The following is a 17,657-nucleotide window of genomic DNA, read 5'->3' on the forward strand; positions in this document are numbered from 1 at the left end:
GCGCGCGGGCCGATCAGGAGGCCCGCCTTGCGCGACAACCAGACCCTGCCGATTCCGAGATTGTCCCTGTGGCTGACGCATGGGGGCATGCTGGCCGAGCAGGTTTTGCGCGCCTTCTGGCCGTTTTTCTCGATCCTGATGGTTCTGCTGGCGGCCCTGATGTTGGGGCTTCAGGACCTTGTGCGCATCGAAACCGTCTGGATTTGCGCTGCTGTCGGCGTGCTGGGGCTGGTCGCGACTGCGATTCTCGGCATTCGACGCATCCACTTGCCAACCCGTGCCGAAGCGCTGGTTCGGCTGGATGAAACCTTGCCGGGGCGACCGATTCAGGCGTTGATGGATGATCAGGCGATCGGTGCGATGGATGCGGATTCGGTGGCCCTGTGGCAGGCCCATCAGTCGCGCATGGCTGCGCGTGCTGCGCAGGCCGATCCGGTAAAACCCGATTTGCGGCTGGCCTCTCGCGATCCCTATGCCTTGCGCTATGCCGCCTTGCTGGCTTTGGTCGTAGCAGCACTGTTCGGGTCGTTCTGGCGGATCGGATCGGTGGCGGACATGACACCGGGCACGGCGCAGGCCGGGCAGGGGCCTAGCTGGGAAGGTTGGGTTGAGCCGCCGCGTTATACCGGATTGCCGACGCTGTACCTGGCGGATCAGACCGATCCAACGCTGACGGTGCCCGAAGGCAGTCGGATCACATTGCGGTTTTACGGAGAAGTTGGCGCGCACAGCCTGACAGAAACTTCGACACCTCTTGGCACCGAAGCTGCGACAGAACCGGAGCAGGAATTTGTCGCCGAACGGTCCGGTCAGCTGCGGATCGACGGTCCGGCGGGGCGCGAATGGGCGCTGAACATCCTGCCTGACACCGCCCCTCAGATCGCTGCGGCGGGTACGGCAGAGGCCGAGGCCGGTGGTCAGATGAAACTGCCCTTCGCGGCAGCGGACGATTACGGCATCGTTTCGGGCACGGCCCGGATCGAGCTGGATCTGACGGCGGTCGACCGCCAATACGGGCTGGCCACCGAGCCGGAACCGCGTGAGACGATCACGGTCGAGCTGCCGATGCCGATCACCGGTGACCGAACCGATTTCACCGAAGACCTGATCGAGGATTTCTCGCAGCACCCCTGGGCGCATCTGCCGGTAAAGATCACCCTCATGGCCACGGATGCATCAGATCAGGAGACGGTGGCAGAGCCCTATCTGACAGACCTGCCCGCACGGCGTTTCTTTGACCCGCTGGCCGCGGCTGTGATCGAACAGCGGCGCGATCTGCTCTGGTCGCGCGAAAATGCGCTGCGCGTATCGCAGCTGCTGCGCGCGGTTTCGCATTTGCCCGAAGACCTGTTCCGCTCGGACACTGCTTATCTGCGCCTGCGTGTGATCTTGCGCCGGTTGGAGACGTTTGACCGGCACGGCGCATTGAATGCAAAGCAGCAGGAAGAGATTGCTCAGGCCCTGTGGGATTTGGCGGTTCTGATCGAGGATGGAACGCTGGCCGATGCGCTGGAGCGGATGCGGCGCGCGCAGGAACGTCTGACCGAGGCGATGCAGAATGGTGCCAGCGACGAGGAAATCGCCGAGCTGATGCAGGAATTGCGCGAGGCGACGCAGGACTACATGCGGCAGCTGCAACGGCTGGCGCAGGAAAACGGTGAGACGCAGCAGGGTCAGCAAGGCCCCAACGGTGAAACTCTGCAGATGACGCAGGATGACCTGCAGCGGATGATGGACCGTATTCAGGAGCTGATGGAACAGGGCCGCATGGCCGAGGCGCAGCAGGCGTTGGAAGAGTTCCAGCAAATGATGGAAAACATGCGTGTCACCCAAGGGCAGGGCCAAGGTGGCCAGTCCGAAGGTCAGCAGGCCATGGAAGGATTGGCGGAAACCCTGCGTGAACAACAGGGCCTCAGCGATCAGGCGTTCCGAGATCTGCAGGAACAGTTCAACCCGGGTGCTCAGGCAGGCGAAAGTCAGGGCAACGAAGGCCGCTCGGGAGGGCAGGGCCGGGGGCAGAGCCATGATGGTCAGGGCCAGGGCTCGGACGAGCCCGGCGATGGCGACTCTGGTCAGCCGTCACTGGCAGACCGGCAACAGGCGCTGCGCGATGAGTTGCAACGTCAGGAACAGGGTTTGCCCGGTGGTGGCACCCCCGAAGGCGAAGCCGCGCGCGAGGCGCTGGGCCGTGCGGGCCGCGCCATGGACGAGGCGGAGGATGCCCTGCGCGGCAATGATCTGGCCGAGGCCATAGACCGCCAGTCCGAGGCGATGGAAGCATTGCGGGAAGGCATGCGCTCATTGGGCGAGGCGATGGCGCAGAACCAGCAGAACCAGCCGGGTCAAGGGACCGAAGCTGGTGACATGGAGGCCAACAACCGTGACCCGCTGGGTCGTACGCCGGGTTCAGCGGGATCGATCTCGACCGATGATAACCTGCTACAGGGCGAAGATGTCTATCGTCGCGCGCGGGAACTCCTGGACGAAATCCGCCGCCGCACCGGCGAAACGGATCGGCCCCAGATCGAACTGGAATACCTCAAGCGTTTGCTAGAACGGTTCTGAGTGCCTCAGTTCTGAGCGCCGCCCGTCTGTGTTTCAAGCCAGATACGGGCCTGATCGATCACAGAGACATAGGATTTCAGAACCGGATCGGCCTGCGGGATCGCTTCGCTGATCTGGTTGGCGTTGCCGTAGATCATCAGAAGAATAATTCCGATGACGACAATGATGGTAAAGCCGCGCAGGAAGCCACCGGATTTGCGCACCGGGGCGGCCGCTTCGGTCGCATCAGATGTCAAATCGCTGCGCAGGCCCGAATTGATCGCCTCGACATCCGGCAACGCCTCTTTCTGCCCTGAGTCAGAGGCCGTCTCGGTCGCGGCAGGCCGTTTGGGTTTGACCTTGGGTTCCTCTGGCGGATCAAGCGCCAGATCGGGCTGGCTTTCCAGATTGCTGCCTTCGCGTTCGCGCAGTTCGGCCTCGCGCGCAGCTTCTTCCTTGAGGATGTTGGCAACCGCCGGGTCCACGTTCCCGTTGTCCTCTGATGCCTCAGGCTCGCTATCGGCGGCCTCGGGCGCGGCGGTCTCCTCCACCTCTTCTGCAACCTCTTCAACCTCTGGCGCAGGGGGGGCTTTCGGCGCTCCGGCCTCTGGTGTCTTGGTCTGGAACCAGGTCTGCTCGCAATTCGAACACTGAACGTCGCGACCACCTTCCGGGATCACCTCGTCGGGAACCTCATATTGGGCACTGCAATTCGGACACGTTAAACGCATTCTGCCTCCTGCCCGGACAAGCGGGCCTGATAATAGTTTTTTCAGGGATGATATTCCGTTAAGACCCAACAGCAAAGCGCGTTTTCGTCATCGCGGGCCAAGTGTCGCCAATTGGACCCGCCCGAGGCATTGAAACCGCCGCTGCGCTCGGGCAAGAGGTGAGCATAACAAAGGGGGCAGGCGTGATCGAGCTGGAGAATATCAGCTACAGCTATGGCGGCGGTGAATTGCTGAGCGACGTGTCGTTGCGATTGCAACCGGGGTCGTTCCATTTCCTGACCGGGCCGTCGGGCGCGGGCAAGACCACATTGCTCAAGCTTTGTTATGGCGCATTGTTGCCAACCTCGGGGCGGCTCAGCGCATTTGGTGAGGACATCGCACGGCTGGACCGCGATCAGATGGCTCTGTTGCGGCGCCGGATCGGTGTCGTGCATCAGGATTGCCGGTTTCTGGATCACATGACCGTTGCCGAAAACGTCGCGCTTCCGTTGATGGTATCGGGACGCGGAGATGCCGGCGAACAGGATGATCTGAACGAACTTCTGGGCTGGGTCGGGTTGGGCAACCGCCTTGGGGCGCTGCCGCCTGAGCTGTCTGGCGGTGAGCGTCAGCGCGCCGCCTTGGCTCGCGCCGTCATTCTATCACCCGACGTTGTGCTGGCGGATGAGCCCACCGGCAATGTCGACTGGGAGATGTCGCAACGTCTGCTGCGTCTGCTGGTCGAGCTGAACCGGATGGGCAAGACCGTGCTGATCGCCACCCACGATCTGAGCCTGATCCGCGCCGCCAAAAGCCAGGTTCAGGCGCGAGTCTTGCGGATCTCGCAACGCCGGCTGCAGCTCGCGGGGGCAGATCTATGAGCAAGGGAGATATCCGCAACCTGCTGCGCCGCGACGCACGTGCTGACCGGGTGGTGCCTCCTACCGGGTTTACCGCGCAGCTGACGCTGTTCGTGTCGGGTGCGATGGCGTTTCTGGCGGTGTTTGCGCTGGCCTTGTCGCTGGCCTCGGGCCGTCTGGCGGATCGCTGGGCCTCGGAACTGGCAGGGGCAGCCACGCTGCGGATCAATGCACCGGCTGACCAACGCGCGGCACAAACCGAGGCCGCGCTGACCGTGTTGCAACAAACCCCCGGTGTCGCATCGGCCCGCGCGCTGACAAGTGAAGAACAGGCGGCACTGCTGTCTCCCTGGTTTGGTCCCGATCTGCCGCTGGACACCCTACCCGTGCCGCAGCTGATCGAGATCATCGAAGGCCCGCCGGGTCTGGACGCCGCTGGCCTGCGTTTGCGGCTAGGTGCCGAGGTGCCGGGCGCGGTGCTGGACGATCACACGCGTTGGCGCGAACCTTTGGTGGATGCGGCCATGTCGCTGCGGCGGCTGGGCTGGATCTCGATTCTGCTGATCGGCGGCGCTACCGCCGCCATGATCACCCTCGCCGCAAACGCCTCGCTTGCCGCAAATGCGCAGATTATCGAGGTTCTGCGTCTGGTTGGCGCGCGTGATCGTTTCATCGCCGGAGCCTTCGTGCGAAGGTTTACCTTCCGCGCATTGTTTGGGGCCGTCGTCGGTACTTTGCTGGGAATGACGGGCGTTTTACTGTTGCCCGAGGCGTCTGATACGGGTGGATTTCTGACTGGGCTGGGATTTCAGGGTACCGGCTGGCTGTTGCCTGCGCTGATCCCGGTTCTGGGGGCTGCGGTCGCCTTCCTGGCCACATGGTCGGCAGCGCGGCGCAAGTTAAAGGAGCTTTCGTGATGTTCATGGCCTTTCAATGGGTTCGCTCACTGATCTTCATGATCACAATCTATGCCTGGATGCTGATCCTCGGGATTGTCTTTGCACCCTATGCCTTGTTCACCAAGCGCGGTGCCTTGCAGGCGTGTAAAACCTATGCCCGCAGCACCATGTGGCTGGCACGCTGGATGGTGGGCATTCGCTGCGAAGTGCGTGGGACGGTTCCGGATACCGAGGTGGTCGTGGGTGCCAAGCACCAGTCCTTTCTGGACATCATCATAATTTTCGCTGCGGTCCCCCACGGCAAGTTCATCATGAAACGCGAACTGCTGTTTACGCCCGTGATCGGCATGTATGCGCGTCGTCTGGGCTGTATCCCGGTCAATCGCGGCAAGCGCGGGGCTGCGGTGGCCAAAATGGTGAAAGATGTCGCGAAAGAGTTCAGCGAACCCGGTCAGTTGGTCATCTATCCACAAGGCACGCGCGTCGCACCGGGTGCGCAGAAACCCTACAAAGTGGGCACTGCGGTTCTTTACGAAGGGTTGGGCTTTCCCTGCGTACCGGTTGCCACGAATGCAGGTGTATTCTGGCCGCGGACAGGCATCCTGCGTAAACCCGGTACCGCAATTGTCGACTTCCTTGATCCAATCGAGCCCGGAGTGAACCGCGATGCTTTTCTTGAGAGGCTCGAAGATGTCATCGAGACACGATCGAATGCGTTGATGCGGGAAGTAGGGTTTGATCCAGATGCAGTACATTGACGATATCGCCACGCTTGAAGGTCTCTATGGCACGCCCGGGGCGCCTTCCTTGCGCAAGGTTGCCCGCCAGCTGACACCGCTTTATCGCAAATGGATCATGACCTCACGGCTCTGTATCCTCAGCACAGTTGGCCCTGAAGGCGTTGATGGCAGTCCGCGCGGCGATGACAGCCCCGTCGTGCTGGAACTCGATCCCGGTACATTGGCCTTGCCGGATTGGCGTGGCAACAACCGGCTGGACAGTCTGAGAAACATCGTGCGTGACCCGCGTGTGGCGCTGTTGTTCATGGTTCCCGGCTCGAACACAGTGGTTCGGGTGAATGGCTCAGCGCGTCTGACAGCGGATGAACCATTGCGCGACCGCTTTGAGAAAAGCGGCAAACGCCCCGCCACGGTTATCGTTATTGAAATTGCCGAGATCTACACCCAATGCGCCCGGGCGTTGATGCGCGCGCAGACGTGGAAGGGTGGTAGTGAAGCAGAGACCCTGCCAAGCGTCGGGGAAATCCTCGCAGAAATGACCGCTGGCGAAGAAGGCGGCGCACAATATGATCAGGAATGGGGCTCACGCGCCGCCAAAACCATGTGGTAGAAAGGAGGCTCTGCCCCCGCCGCGGCAAGCCGCGACTCCCCCGGGGTATTTTTGGCCAGATGAAGCAGGGGATCTGGTCTTCATCTGGCCAAAAATGCATCGGAGCGCGAGGCAGAGCCTCGCACCCTTAGCATGAGACGCGCGCAGGTTCAGGAATGAATCGGGCCGTCACCGCAAGCCAAAGCCGCCTCGCGAACCGCTTCCGAATAGGTCGGATGTGCGTGGCAGGTCAGCGCCAGATCCTCGGCTGAGGCACCAAATTCCATGGCGACGCAGACCTCGTGGATAAGGTCTCCGGCTGCTGGGCCGATGATGTGGCAGCCCAGAATGCGGTCGGTTTCTTTATCCGCCAGGATTTTCACAAACCCATCCGCCGCGAAGTTCGCCTTGGCACGACCGTTGCCCATGAACATGAACTTGCCAACCTTGTAGGCACGACCCTGTTCCTTCAGCGTCGCCTCGGTCTCGCCTACATTGGCGACCTCGGGCCATGTATAGATCACACCCGGAATGACGCCGTAATTCACGTGGCCGTGCTTGCCCGCGACCTGTTCGGCGGCGGCCATGCCTTCGTCTTCTGCCTTGTGGGCCAGCATGGGCCCCTCGATAACGTCACCGATGGCGTAAATGCCCGGCACGTTGGTCTGCCAGTCGGCACCCACCTTGATCTGGCCGCGCGGTGTCATCTCAACGCCCAGGGCGTCCAGGCCCAGACCATCTGAGTAAGGCTTGCGCCCCGTGGCGACCAGAACACTGTCGGCGTCGATCACATGCTCGCTGTCATCCTTGAGCAGTTTGTAAGTGACTTTGGCCTTGGTCTTGGTTGCCTCGGTCTTCTGCACCGCTGCGCCCATGACGAAATTCAGGCCTTGCTTCTTGAGTATGCGCTGGAAGGTTTTCTGAACCTCGGGGTCCATGCCCGGCGTGATCTCCTTGAGGAATTCAATCACCGTCACCTCGGCACCCAGTCGGCTGTAGACCGAGCCCAGCTCCAGCCCGATCACGCCAGCACCGATCACCACCATCTTTTTCGGGATCTTGCCCAGAGACAGTGCGCCGGTCGAGGTCACGACGACCTTTTCGTCCACTTCGACACCGGGCAGCGCCGAAGGCTCGGACCCCGATGCAATGATGATGTTCTTGGCCTCATGCACGTCGTCTCCGACTTTGACCTTGCCTGCGGCGGGGATCGAACCCCAACCCTTCAGCCAGTCGATCTTGTTCTTCTTGAACAGGAACTCGATGCCCTTGGTGTTGCCCTCGATCACCTCATCCTTGTAGGCTTGCATCTGCTTCCAATCGACCGAGGGGCTTTTGCCCTTCAGGCCCATCTTGGCAAAATTATGCTCGGCCTCGTGCAACTGGTGCGAGGCATGCAGTAACGCTTTCGACGGGATGCAACCCACGTTCAGGCAGGTGCCACCCAGCGTTTCACGCCCTTCGACAACGGCGGTCTTCAGCCCCAGTTGGGCGCAGCGGATAGCGCAGACATAGCCGCCGGGGCCGGCTCCGATTACGATGACGTCATAGCTGGACATTCGGGCACTCCTTGGTGTCTTGACCGCGTTCTGACGCAGCCTTTTTTGCTTATAGGGCTAGCAGATAAAGATAAACCGTCGCAACAAATCCCGCGACCCAGACGATGGTGCGCAGGAAAGGTATCGGGATGGCGAAGGCATAGATGGGAACGAAAGCAATACGCGCAATCAGGAAGATCTGAGCTGCCAACAGTGATCCGGATGTGAATGCGTCCTTGGCGGACAGGATCAAAACGGCAGGTGCAAACAGCGCCATCGCGACGACCGAGTTGTACAGTGTACGTTCAACCCGCGCAGCGACGCCGGTCAGCGGCGGCATATCATCCCGCGCACCACCCAGCGTCATCAACCCGACCTGAGACATGGCAGTCAGGACGTTCAGCAGGATGATTACCACGACCAGCAGGCCATAGAGCGCCAAAATCGAAAGTTCCGAAGACATGTTCACATATCCTTTTCAGCGGGTGTGCGGACGTGGGTTTAATATCTCACGGGCTCAGGAGCAGGCGGGTTTCACGCGCAATTGCTGTTATGTGTGCAGGGTCGACCCTGCACACCAGCTTTGTTAGCAGGCTAGACCGGCTCCAGCAGCTTGACCTGAATATGGGCCACGCCGCCACGCTCGTGATGCATGGCAAGCTCTTCCGAGTCGAAGAACTTACGCGCTCTTTCAAGATCCGCTACTTCGAACATCGCGACGGCGTGGTCGCGCTGATCAGGGTCTTTCCAGACGTGAAGGTCGCGGATACCCGAGGCCTCCCGCATCTTGCGGTCTTCTCGGAAGACCTTCAGCCAGGCGTTGAAATCGGCCACATCGGCCTGCCAGAGTACATGCGTAGCCATGGTTACAGATCCATCAGCAGGCGGCGGGGGTCTTCCAACGCCTCTTTCACGCGGACAAGGAAGGTCACCGCGCCTTTGCCGTCCACGATCCGGTGGTCATAGGACAGGGCCAAATACATCATCGGACGGATCTTGATCTCACCGTTGATGACCATCGGACGGTCCTGGATCTTGTGCATGCCCAGGATGCCCGATTGCGGCGGGTTCAGGATGGGTGAGGACATCAGCGAGCCATAGACACCGCCGTTTGAGATGGTGAAGGTGCCGCCCTGCATCTCGGCCATCGATAGTTTCCCGTCGCGGGCGCGTTTGCCTTTCTCTGCAATGGCTTTCTCGATCGCTGCAAAAGACATCGAGTCTGCGTCACGTATAACCGGAACCACAAGACCCTGAGGCGTACCGGCGGCGACACCCATATGCACGAAGTTCTTGTAGACGATGTCATTGCCATCGATCTCGGCATTCACTTCCGGAACCTCTTTCAGCGCGTGACAGCAGGCCTTGGTGAAGAAGGACATAAAGCCCAGTCGCACGCCGTGCTTCTTCTCGAACTGGTCCTTGTACTGGTTCCGCAGGGCCATCACCTCGGTCATGTCCACCTCGTTATAGGTGGTCAGGATGGCGGCAGTGTTCTGCGCATCCTTCAAACGCTTGGCGATAGTTTGGCGCAGACGGGTCATGCGCACGCGTTCCTCACGGCTTGCATCTTCGGCGGCGACAGGCGCACGTGGAGCTTGGGCAGCGGGGGCGGGCACAGCCGCCGCAGGCGCTGGGGCCGTAGCTGCTGCGACCGCATTCGCCACGTCTTCTTTCATGATGCGACCGTCACGGCCGGTGCCGGTGACCTGATCCGCCGAGAGGCCGGCTTCGGCCATCGCCTTTTCGGCTGATGGGGCGTTTGCCACGTCCTTGCCGGTGCTTGCTGCCGCAGCCGGGGCCGCCGCCGCAGCAGCCGGAGCGGGTGCAGCACCCGCGCCCGCGCCCGAAATCACCGCTAGTTTGGCGCTGGCATCGACTGTGCTGCCCTCGGGCGCAACAATCTCGGCCAGAACGCCTGCTGCCGGGGCCGGAACCTCGACCGAGACCTTGTCGGTCTCCAACTCGCACAGCATCTCGTCTTGCGCCACACTGTCGCCAACCTGTTTGAACCATGTCGAAACGGTCGCCTCGGTCACGGACTCGCCCAGCGTCGGCACCATCACGTCCACGCTGCCGCCGGATGCGGCCGGAGCCGCCGCCGCAGGCGCAGCAGCCGCAGTGGCCGGAGCAGGAGCGGCACCTTCACCAGCTGCGATTGTGGCCAGCAGGGCGTCGACGCCCACGGTTTCACCTTCGGCTGCGACGATCTCACCCATCACGCCAGCGGCAGGAGAGGGCACTTCAACGGTGACCTTGTCGGTCTCCAACTCACACAGCATTTCATCCACGGCTACTGCGTCACCGGGTTTCTTGAACCATGTCGCAACCGTGGCTTCGGTTACGGATTCGCCAAGCGTAGGTACACGAACTTCAATCGTCATCGCTTACTTTCCTTTGATGCTCAGCGCTTCGTTCACCAGCGCTTCTTGTTGGGCTTTGTGTTGGCTGGCCAGACCCGTCGCGGGCGAGGCCGATGTGGCGCGACCGGCATAAACCGGACGTGTGTGTTTTGCGCCGATGCGGGTCAGGACCCATTCGATATTGGGCTCGATAAAGGACCAGGCCCCCTGGTTCTTGGGCTCTTCCTGGCACCAGACCATCTCGGCGCCTTTGAAGCGCTCAAGTTCATTGATCAGCGAATGCGCCGGGAAGGGATAATATTGTTCGATCCGCATCAGGTAGACGTCATCGATACCACGCGCGTCGCGTTCCTCCAGCAGATCGAAATAGACCTTGCCCGAACACATGACGACCCGCTTGATCTTGTCATCCGCCACCAGCTTGGTGTCGGAGTTCCCTTTCTGCGCATCATCCCAAAGCACCCGGTGGAAGCTGGAGCCCGTGGTGAAATCTTCGGTGCTGCTGACCGCCAGCTTGTGGCGCAGCAGCGATTTCGGTGTCACTAGGATCAGCGGCTTGCGGAAAGTCCGATGCAACTGACGGCGCAGGATGTGGAAATAGTTCGCAGGCGTGGTGCAGTTCGCTACGATCCAGTTGTCCTGACCGCACATCTGCAGGAACCGCTCCAGTCGCGCGGATGAGTGTTCGGGGCCTTGCCCCTCGAACCCGTGCGGCAGCAGGGTGACCAGACCGGACATTCGCAGCCATTTGCTTTCGCCAGAGCTGATGAATTGGTCGAACATGATCTGCGCACCGTTGGCAAAGTCGCCAAACTGCGCTTCCCACAGAACCAGCGCGTTGGGTTCGGCCAGCGAATAGCCATATTCAAAGCCCAACACCGCATATTCGGACAGCATAGAGTCGATCACTTCATACTGCGACTGCCCTTTGCGGATGTTGTTCAGCGGGTAATACCGCTCTTCGGTTTCCTGATGAACAAAACCCGAATGGCGCTGGCTGAAGGTTCCGCGCGTGGCGTCCTGACCGGACAGGCGCACCGGATAGCCCTCGGTCAGCAAGGATCCAAAGGCCAGCGCTTCACCCGTGGCCCAGTCAAAACCTTGACCCGTTTCGAACATCTGCTTTTTGTGTTCGAGCAGACGTGCAACCGTTTTGTGAACCGCAATGTCGTCCGGCGCATGAGTCAACGCGTTGCCGATTTCGCTCAGCGTTTCGGGCGTGATCGCCGTCTCGCCGCGCATATACTCTTCTTTGTTTTTGTCCAGATGCGACCAGCGCCCATCCAGCCAGTCGGCCTTGTTGGGTTTGTAGTCTTTCCCGGCATCGAATTCTTCGTTCAGATGCGCCTGGAAGGCCGCCTTCATATCCTCGATCTCGCCCTCGGGGATCAGGCCGTCCTTGACCAGACGCTCGGTGTACAGAGACAGCGTGGTCTTATGCGTCTTGATCTTCTTGTACATGATCGGGTTGGTGAACATGGGCTCATCGCCCTCGTTATGGCCAAACCGGCGATAGCAGAAGATGTCCAGCACCACGTCCTTGTGGAACTTCTGACGGAACTCGGTCGCCACCTTGGCCGCATGCACCACCGCCTCGGGGTCGTCGCCATTCACGTGGAAGATCGGCGCTTCGACCATCAGCGCGATATCCGTGGGATAGGGGCTGGAGCGGCTGAAATGAGGCGCAGTGGTAAATCCGATCTGGTTGTTCACCACGATATGCATGGTGCCACCGGTCTTGTGGCCGCGCAAACCGGACAGGCCGAACCCTTCGGCCACCACGCCTTGACCGGCAAAGGCTGCATCACCATGAAGCAGAATGCCCATTACCGCGGTGCGGTCGTCATCCTTCAACTGATCCTGCTTGGCCCGGACCTTGCCCAGAACCACCGGGTTTACCGCCTCAAGGTGCGAGGGGTTGGCCGTCAGCGACAGGTGCACGCTGTTGCCGTCAAACTCGCGGTCGCTAGAAGCGCCGAGGTGGTATTTCACGTCACCCGAGCCATCCACATCTTCGGGCTTGAAACTGCCGCCCTGGAATTCGTTGAAGATGGCGCGATATGGCTTGCGCATCACGTTGGCGAGGATGTTCAGGCGACCCCGGTGCGGCATCCCGATAACGATGTCGCGCACACCCAGCGCGCCACCGCGTTTGATGATCTGCTCCATCGCCGGGATCAGGCTTTCGCCACCATCCAGACCAAACCGCTTGGTGCCCATGTATTTGACATGCAGGAATTTCTCGAAGCCTTCGGCCTCGACCATCTTGTTCAGGATGGCTTTGCGGCCTTCCTTGGTGAACTGGATTTCCTTGCCGTACCCCTCGATCCGCTCTTTCAGCCAAGCGGCCTCTTCCGGGTTCGAGATATGCATGTATTGCAGCGCGAAGGTGCCGCAATAGGTCCGCTTCACGATCTCGACGATCTGCCGCATGCTGGCCATCTGCAGTCCCAGCACGTTGTCGATAAAGATCGGCCGATCCATGTCGGCATCGGTAAAGCCATAGGTCTTGGGGTCAAGTTCGGGATGCGTGCTGGCAGCGCGCATGCCCAGCGGATCAAGATTGGCGGCCAGGTGACCCCGGATGCGATAGGCCCGGATCAGCATCAGCGCCCGCAGGCTGTCCAGCACCGCGCGCTTGATCTGGTCGTCGCTGACCTCAACGCCCTTGTCTGCCGCCTTCTCCTTGATCTTCTTTCCAGCCGCCTTGGCATCGATCTCGGCCCACTCTCCGGTCAGCGCCCCGGTCAGATCATCCGCCGGCATCGGCGGCCAGTCTGACCGTGCCCAAGAAGGCCCTTCAGCCTCGCGCTGCACATCCGGCGCATCATCGCCCATGGCCTTGAAGAACTCGACCCAGGCAGCATCCACAGCGCCCGGGTTCTTGGTGTACTGGGCATACAGCTGCTCCAGATATTCGGCATTATGCCCCTGCATGAAGCTCGAGGCGTGAAACTGGTCGTTGGGCGAGTGTTCGGTCATTGGGCTACCTCATATGGGTTGGGACCGTATTGGTTGGTGCTGGGTTCACTAGGGCGGGTCAGCCACCATAGAACCAGGAGGGGCGACACTATGAGAACGATAAGTGTCGGAATGACGATCAGCAAAGTGGCGCGGGTGAACAGAATATCAAGCGTGCCGCCGTGGAACTGGCTGGCAAGGCCAATGCCAAAGACCAGAACTGCCATTGCTCCGAGGATCAACAGGATCGGTAACAAGGCATAAAGCCCATTGCGCCCGGTATCATGCATCCGCCGCCACGCGACGGCCAAATGTGGGAAAAAGACGATCAGACTGACGATGCTTTGCACCGGGCCTGTCGAGGTGGCCGTGACTGATTTGGAAGTTTCGGTTTCGGTCACTGCAACCTGAGTGAAGAACTGCCAGTCGATAATCCCGGCGATGATGTTCCAGATCACGATGAACAGGAAAAAGAACCAGTATTCGGGCCGCGAGGCACGCCCCGAGAAGGTGAAGAACTTGGCAAAACAGGTGCGGATGGCGTCGGAGAAGGTCATGGGTTTCATTTGACTCATGCCTTATCCTCTAGTTTCCGATAGCGCAGTCGAATATTGACTGGCGACGCTCAAATAGCAGAAGTGAGTTGCCGACTGCCGTATCCGAAACAAGTCTCGGGGAACCTTCAAACTGCGTGCACCAGAAATCGGCTGCTTGCTGCAATTCCTTATCGTCGACACGAATGCTCAAATAAGTGAATGAGATTCGGTCATCGCCCAGCGTTTCTGTCGAACCGCCTGTTATGCCAGGAATGGCGCGTACGATGAATCGGTCCAACGGCGGTTCGTTTGAAGTTTCGCCGCTGACCGCGCCGCCCAAGCAGGCGACCGCTAGAATGACTCCCGCCCGGCGGCACCGTTGGGCAGCGCCCGACCCTCCCCCCGGGAGGGCGCTTGCAGCACCCACCCAGGGTCGGGCGCTACCCTCAGCGCCTGTGGAGAGTCGATCTGCCATCACCCAATCGCTTCCAGTACGGCCTCACCCAGCTGCGCCGGGCTTTCGGCCACAACGATACCGGCCGAGCGCATGGCTTCGATCTTGTCCTCGGCACCGCCTTTGCCGCCGGCGACGATGGCGCCCGCGTGGCCCATGCGGCGGCCCGGAGGGGCTGTGCGGCCTGCGATGAAGCCAGCGGTCGGCTTCTTGCGGCCTTTCTTGGCCTCATCCGCCAGGAACTGCGCGGCTTCTTCCTCGGCCGAGCCACCGATCTCACCGATCATGATGATCGACTCGGTTTCGTCGTCGGCCAGGAACCATTCCAGCACGTCGATATGCTCGGTGCCTTTGATCGGGTCGCCGCCGATGCCCACGCAGGTGGACTGGCCCAGACCCACATCGGTGGTCTGCTTGACGGCCTCATAAGTCAGGGTGCCCGAACGCGACACAACGCCGACCGAGCCGCGCTTGTGGATGTGGCCGGGCATGATACCGATCTTGCAGGCGTCGGGCGTGATGACACCGGGGCAGTTCGGGCCGATCAGTCGCGAGCTTGAACCTTCCAGCGCGCGCTTCACCTTCATCATGTCCAGAACCGGAATGCCTTCGGTGATGCAGACGATCACTTCCATCTCGGCATCAATCGCTTCGAGGATCGAGTCAGCCGCGAAAGGCGGCGGAACATAGATCACCGAGGCGTTCGCTTCGGTCACGTGCTTGGCCTCGTGGACCGAGTTGAATACGGGCAGGTCAAGATGTGTCATCCCGCCTTTGCCAGGGGTCACGCCGCCAACCATCTTGGTGCCATAGGCGATGGCCTGTTCAGAGTGGAATGTGCCCTGCGAGCCGGTAAAGCCCTGACAGATCACTTTGGTATTTTCGTCGATGAGGACTGCCATCTGGCGTTCTCCTTTGTAGGGCGGGCTTCAGCCCGCCAAAATCTTCGGAAAGGTGGGCTGAAGCCCACCCTACGGGATGACACTCAGCCTTTGACGGCCTTCACGATCTTCTCGGCACCGTCTTTCAGGTTGTCCGCTGCGATCACGTCCAGGCCAGAGGTGTTGATGATCTCTTTGCCTTTCTCGACATTCGTGCCTTCCAGACGCACGACCAGCGGGACCTGCAGGCCGACCTCTTTCACTGCCGCCACAACGCCCTCGGCGATGACATCACAGCGCATGATGCCGCCGAAGATGTTGACCAGAATGCCTTTGACCTGCGGGTCCGAAGTGATGATCTTGAACGCCTCGGTCACTTTCTCTTTGGTCGCACCGCCACCAACGTCGAGGAAGTTGGCAGGCTCGGCACCGTAGAGCTTGATGATGTCCATTGTGGCCATCGCCAGACCGGCACCGTTGACCATGCAGCCGATCTCACCATCCAGCGCGATGTAGTTCAGGTCGTATTTGCTGGCTTCCAATTCCTTTGGGTCTTCCTCGGTCGTGTCGCGCAGTTCGGCGATGTCGGGGTGGCGGTAAACCGCGTTGCCGTCAAAGCCGACCTTGGCGTCCAGCACCTTGAGGTCGCCCTTGTCCGAGATGATCAGCGGGTTGATTTCCAGCATCTCCATGTCCTTCTCGACGAAGGCGTTATAGAGCTGGTTCATCAGTTTGACACACTGCTTGACCTGCGCGCCCTGCAGACCCAGAGAGAAGGCGATGCGGCGGCCGTGATAAGCCTGATAGCCGGTGGCAGGGTCAACCGAGAACGAAAGGATCTTCTCGGGCGTGGCGGCGGCCACTTCCTCGATATCCATGCCGCCTTCGGTCGAGCAGACGAATGAGATGCGGCTGGTCTGGCGATCCACCAGCAGGGCCAGATACAGTTCGCGCTCGATGCCGGAGCCGGCTTCGATGTAGATGCGGTTCACCTGCTTGCCTGCGGGGCCTGTCTGATGCGTGACCAGCGTGCGGCCCAGCATCTTCTTGGCTTCCTCGGCGGCTTCTTCCACCGATTTGGTCAGACGGACACCGCCTTTTTCACCAGCGTCGGCCTCTTTGAAAGAGCCCTTGCCGCGTCCACCCGCATGGATCTGTGCCTTGACGACCCAAAGCGGTCCGTCCAGTTCACCGGCTGCGGTTTTGGCTTCCTCGGCGCGCAACACGGCGCGACCATCGGAGACCGGAGCGCCATAGCTGCGAAGAAGCGCTTTGGCCTGATATTCGTGAATGTTCATCGAAATATGTCCCGTCTGACTACGATTGCCCTGTTATAGGGGTGTCTAAGGGTCAAATTTAAAGAGTTTTTTGACGTGTCACGGGAAATTGTCGAAGATTTTCGGTATTTGTGATCACAGGTTTTTGGGGTGTGATCACAAAATTTGTGAGCTATGGGATTTGATTCGATGATCCTGCAACATGCTTGCAAAACACATTCATAGATGAGTTTTGCGACGTTTGCGCGAACATCTTTAAACTCGTGAGGTATCGCGCAAAAGAAAACCGGCCCGTGAAGGGGGCCGGTTCATTGGTTCTAAGTTTGTAACTTAGGCCAGCGAGCTGTCGATGCCCTTACATGCCTCGATCAGGCCCTTCACGGCGTTGACCGAGTTGTCGAAACCGGCCTGCTCTTCTTCGTTCAGCTTGATATTGACCACACGCTCGACACCACCAGCACCGATCACTGTGGGTACGCCGACATACATGCCCTCGACGCCCAGCTCGCCATCGCAATAGGCGGCGCAGGGCAGCACGCGTTTCTGGTCTTTCAGATAGGCTTCGGCCATTTCGATCGCCGATGTGGCGGGTGCATAGAACGCCGAGCCGGTTTTCAGCAGACCTACGATCTCGGCACCGCCGTCACGGGTACGCTGAACGATGGCGTCCAGTTTTTCTTGCGTGGTCCAGCCCATCTCAACCAGATCGGGCAGCGGGATACCGGCAACGGTCGAGTAACGAATCGACGGAACCATGGTGTCGCCATGACCGCCCAGAACGAACGCTGTCACATCGCGCATCGAAACGTTGAACTCTTCCGAGAGGAAGTGTGCGAAACGGCCTGAGTCCAGAACACCCGCCATGCCGCAGACTTTGTTGTGCGGCAGGCCCGAGAATTCGCGCAGGGCCCAGACCATCGCGTCCAGCGGGTTGGTGATGCAGATGACGAACGCGTCGGGCGCGTTGGCGGCGATGCCTTCACCGACCGATTTCATGACCTTCAGATTGATGCCCAGCAGGTCATCGCGGCTCATGCCCGGTTTGCGCGGGACACCGGCGGTGACGATGCAGACGTCGGCGCCTGCGATGTCCTCATAGGACTGGGTGCCTTTCAGCTTGGCGTCAAAGCCCTCCGAAGGGCCGGATTCGGCGATATCCAGCGCCTTGCCTTCCGGGGTGCCTTCGGCGATGTCGAACAGCACGACGTCACCCAGTTCTTTCATTGCTGCGAGGTGGGCGAGCGTGCCGCCGATCTGACCTGCGCCGATCAGCGCGATCTTGGGTCTGGCCATTTGGAATATCTC

At 60.4% G+C, this 17,657-nt stretch carries 15 protein-coding genes; 5 read left to right on the forward strand and 10 right to left on the reverse strand.

The features are described from left to right. Positions 1 to 27: 27 nt before the first annotated feature. Complete coding sequence (locus tag ACR0IV_RS11660; protein ID WP_480659268.1) at positions 28 to 2,565, forward strand: TIGR02302 family protein; 2,538 nt, start codon at positions 28 to 30, stop codon at positions 2,563 to 2,565. A 5-nt stretch (positions 2,566 to 2,570) separates the two neighbouring features. On the opposite strand, the gene ACR0IV_RS11665 is transcribed toward ACR0IV_RS11660, so the two are convergent. Then, positions 2,571 to 3,275 (reverse strand): zinc-ribbon domain-containing protein, encoded by a 705-nt coding sequence (locus tag ACR0IV_RS11665; protein WP_480485020.1) that lies wholly within the window; start codon positions 3,273 to 3,275, stop codon positions 2,571 to 2,573. Between the two features lie 182 nt (positions 3,276 to 3,457). Between ACR0IV_RS11665 and ACR0IV_RS11670 the strand changes: the two genes are divergently transcribed. Genes ACR0IV_RS11670 through ACR0IV_RS11685 form a run of 4 tightly spaced genes read left to right on the forward strand, consistent with a single transcriptional unit; the run spans position 3,458 to position 6,363 of the window. Continuing rightward, positions 3,458 to 4,135 carry a cell division ATP-binding protein FtsE gene (locus ACR0IV_RS11670; RefSeq protein ID WP_480471921.1) on the forward strand — a complete coding sequence of 226 codons (678 nt, stop codon included), beginning with the start codon at positions 3,458 to 3,460 and terminating at the stop codon, positions 4,133 to 4,135. Then, positions 4,132 to 5,031 (forward strand): cell division protein FtsX, encoded by a 900-nt coding sequence (locus ACR0IV_RS11675; protein WP_480659269.1) that lies wholly within the window; start codon positions 4,132 to 4,134, stop codon positions 5,029 to 5,031. The genes ACR0IV_RS11670 and ACR0IV_RS11675 overlap by 4 nt, the downstream gene beginning before the upstream one ends. Then, positions 5,031 to 5,771 (forward strand): lysophospholipid acyltransferase family protein, encoded by a 741-nt coding sequence (locus ACR0IV_RS11680; RefSeq protein WP_480659271.1) that lies wholly within the window; start codon positions 5,031 to 5,033, stop codon positions 5,769 to 5,771. The genes ACR0IV_RS11675 and ACR0IV_RS11680 overlap by 1 nt, the downstream gene beginning before the upstream one ends. Further along, positions 5,758 to 6,363, forward strand: coding sequence for a pyridoxamine 5'-phosphate oxidase family protein (locus tag ACR0IV_RS11685; RefSeq protein WP_480659273.1), 606 nt, complete (start codon positions 5,758 to 5,760; stop codon positions 6,361 to 6,363). The genes ACR0IV_RS11680 and ACR0IV_RS11685 overlap by 14 nt, the downstream gene beginning before the upstream one ends. 149 nt (positions 6,364 to 6,512) lie before the next feature. Here ACR0IV_RS11685 and lpdA read toward each other — a convergent pair whose 3' ends face one another. The 9 genes from lpdA to mdh all read right to left on the reverse strand — a co-directional run bounded on the left by lpdA (position 6,513) and on the right by mdh (position 17,645). Next, positions 6,513 to 7,901, reverse strand: coding sequence for a dihydrolipoyl dehydrogenase (gene lpdA, locus ACR0IV_RS11690; RefSeq protein WP_480659274.1), 1,389 nt, complete (start codon positions 7,899 to 7,901; stop codon positions 6,513 to 6,515). A 49-nt stretch (positions 7,902 to 7,950) separates the two neighbouring features. Then, complete coding sequence (locus ACR0IV_RS11695) at positions 7,951 to 8,343, reverse strand: MAPEG family protein (RefSeq protein WP_480659275.1); 393 nt, start codon at positions 8,341 to 8,343, stop codon at positions 7,951 to 7,953. Positions 8,344 to 8,474: 131 nt separating this feature from the next. Next, the gene (locus ACR0IV_RS11700; RefSeq protein ID WP_480470912.1) at positions 8,475 to 8,744 is read right to left on the reverse strand and encodes a hypothetical protein; all 270 of its coding nucleotides are present in this window, start codon (positions 8,742 to 8,744) and stop codon (positions 8,475 to 8,477) included. Positions 8,745 to 8,746: 2 nt separating this feature from the next. Beyond that, positions 8,747 to 10,264 (reverse strand): 2-oxoglutarate dehydrogenase complex dihydrolipoyllysine-residue succinyltransferase, encoded by a 1,518-nt coding sequence (gene odhB / locus ACR0IV_RS11705; RefSeq protein ID WP_480659276.1) that lies wholly within the window; start codon positions 10,262 to 10,264, stop codon positions 8,747 to 8,749. Positions 10,265 to 10,267: 3 nt separating this feature from the next. Beyond that, positions 10,268 to 13,225: a 2-oxoglutarate dehydrogenase E1 component gene (locus ACR0IV_RS11710; RefSeq protein ID WP_480659277.1), complete on the reverse strand. Its 2,958-nt coding sequence runs from the start codon at positions 13,223 to 13,225 to the stop codon at positions 10,268 to 10,270. After that, positions 13,222 to 13,761 carry a DUF805 domain-containing protein gene (locus ACR0IV_RS11715; protein ID WP_480659419.1) on the reverse strand — a complete coding sequence of 180 codons (540 nt, stop codon included), beginning with the start codon at positions 13,759 to 13,761 and terminating at the stop codon, positions 13,222 to 13,224. The genes ACR0IV_RS11710 and ACR0IV_RS11715 overlap by 4 nt, the downstream gene beginning before the upstream one ends. A gap of 453 nt (positions 13,762 to 14,214) precedes the next feature. Beyond that, entirely contained in the window at positions 14,215 to 15,096 is an 882-nt protein-coding gene (sucD, locus tag ACR0IV_RS11720; protein ID WP_170350627.1) for a succinate--CoA ligase subunit alpha, read from the reverse strand. A gap of 83 nt (positions 15,097 to 15,179) precedes the next feature. After that, positions 15,180 to 16,373, reverse strand: coding sequence for an ADP-forming succinate--CoA ligase subunit beta (sucC, locus tag ACR0IV_RS11725; RefSeq protein WP_480659279.1), 1,194 nt, complete (start codon positions 16,371 to 16,373; stop codon positions 15,180 to 15,182). Positions 16,374 to 16,682: 309 nt separating this feature from the next. Further along, a complete protein-coding gene (mdh, locus tag ACR0IV_RS11730) occupies positions 16,683 to 17,645 on the reverse strand; it encodes a malate dehydrogenase (RefSeq protein WP_480659280.1) in 963 nt (320 codons plus the stop codon). Positions 17,646 to 17,657: the final 12 nt, after the last annotated feature.

The organism is Ruegeria sp. C2 (genome assembly GCF_056537765.1).

Coding starts and splice junctions, on each gene's coding strand:
- ACR0IV_RS11700 (WP_480470912.1), bottom strand. CDS start 8,744: ATGGCTACGCATGTACTCTGGCAGGCCGATGTGGCCGATTTCAACGCC.
- ACR0IV_RS11680 (WP_480659271.1), top strand. CDS start 5,031: ATGTTCATGGCCTTTCAATGGGTTCGCTCACTGATCTTCATGATCACA.
- ACR0IV_RS11695 (WP_480659275.1), bottom strand. CDS start 8,343: ATGTCTTCGGAACTTTCGATTTTGGCGCTCTATGGCCTGCTGGTCGTG.
- sucC (WP_480659279.1), bottom strand. CDS start 16,373: ATGAACATTCACGAATATCAGGCCAAAGCGCTTCTTCGCAGCTATGGC.
- ACR0IV_RS11665 (WP_480485020.1), bottom strand. CDS start 3,275: ATGCGTTTAACGTGTCCGAATTGCAGTGCCCAATATGAGGTTCCCGAC.
- ACR0IV_RS11685 (WP_480659273.1), top strand. CDS start 5,758: ATGCAGTACATTGACGATATCGCCACGCTTGAAGGTCTCTATGGCACG.
- mdh (WP_480659280.1), bottom strand. CDS start 17,645: ATGGCCAGACCCAAGATCGCGCTGATCGGCGCAGGTCAGATCGGCGGC.
- lpdA (WP_480659274.1), bottom strand. CDS start 7,901: ATGTCCAGCTATGACGTCATCGTAATCGGAGCCGGCCCCGGCGGCTAT.
- ACR0IV_RS11675 (WP_480659269.1), top strand. CDS start 4,132: ATGAGCAAGGGAGATATCCGCAACCTGCTGCGCCGCGACGCACGTGCT.
- ACR0IV_RS11710 (WP_480659277.1), bottom strand. CDS start 13,225: ATGACCGAACACTCGCCCAACGACCAGTTTCACGCCTCGAGCTTCATG.
- sucD (WP_170350627.1), bottom strand. CDS start 15,096: ATGGCAGTCCTCATCGACGAAAATACCAAAGTGATCTGTCAGGGCTTT.
- odhB (WP_480659276.1), bottom strand. CDS start 10,264: ATGACGATTGAAGTTCGTGTACCTACGCTTGGCGAATCCGTAACCGAA.
- ACR0IV_RS11715 (WP_480659419.1), bottom strand. CDS start 13,761: ATGACCTTCTCCGACGCCATCCGCACCTGTTTTGCCAAGTTCTTCACC.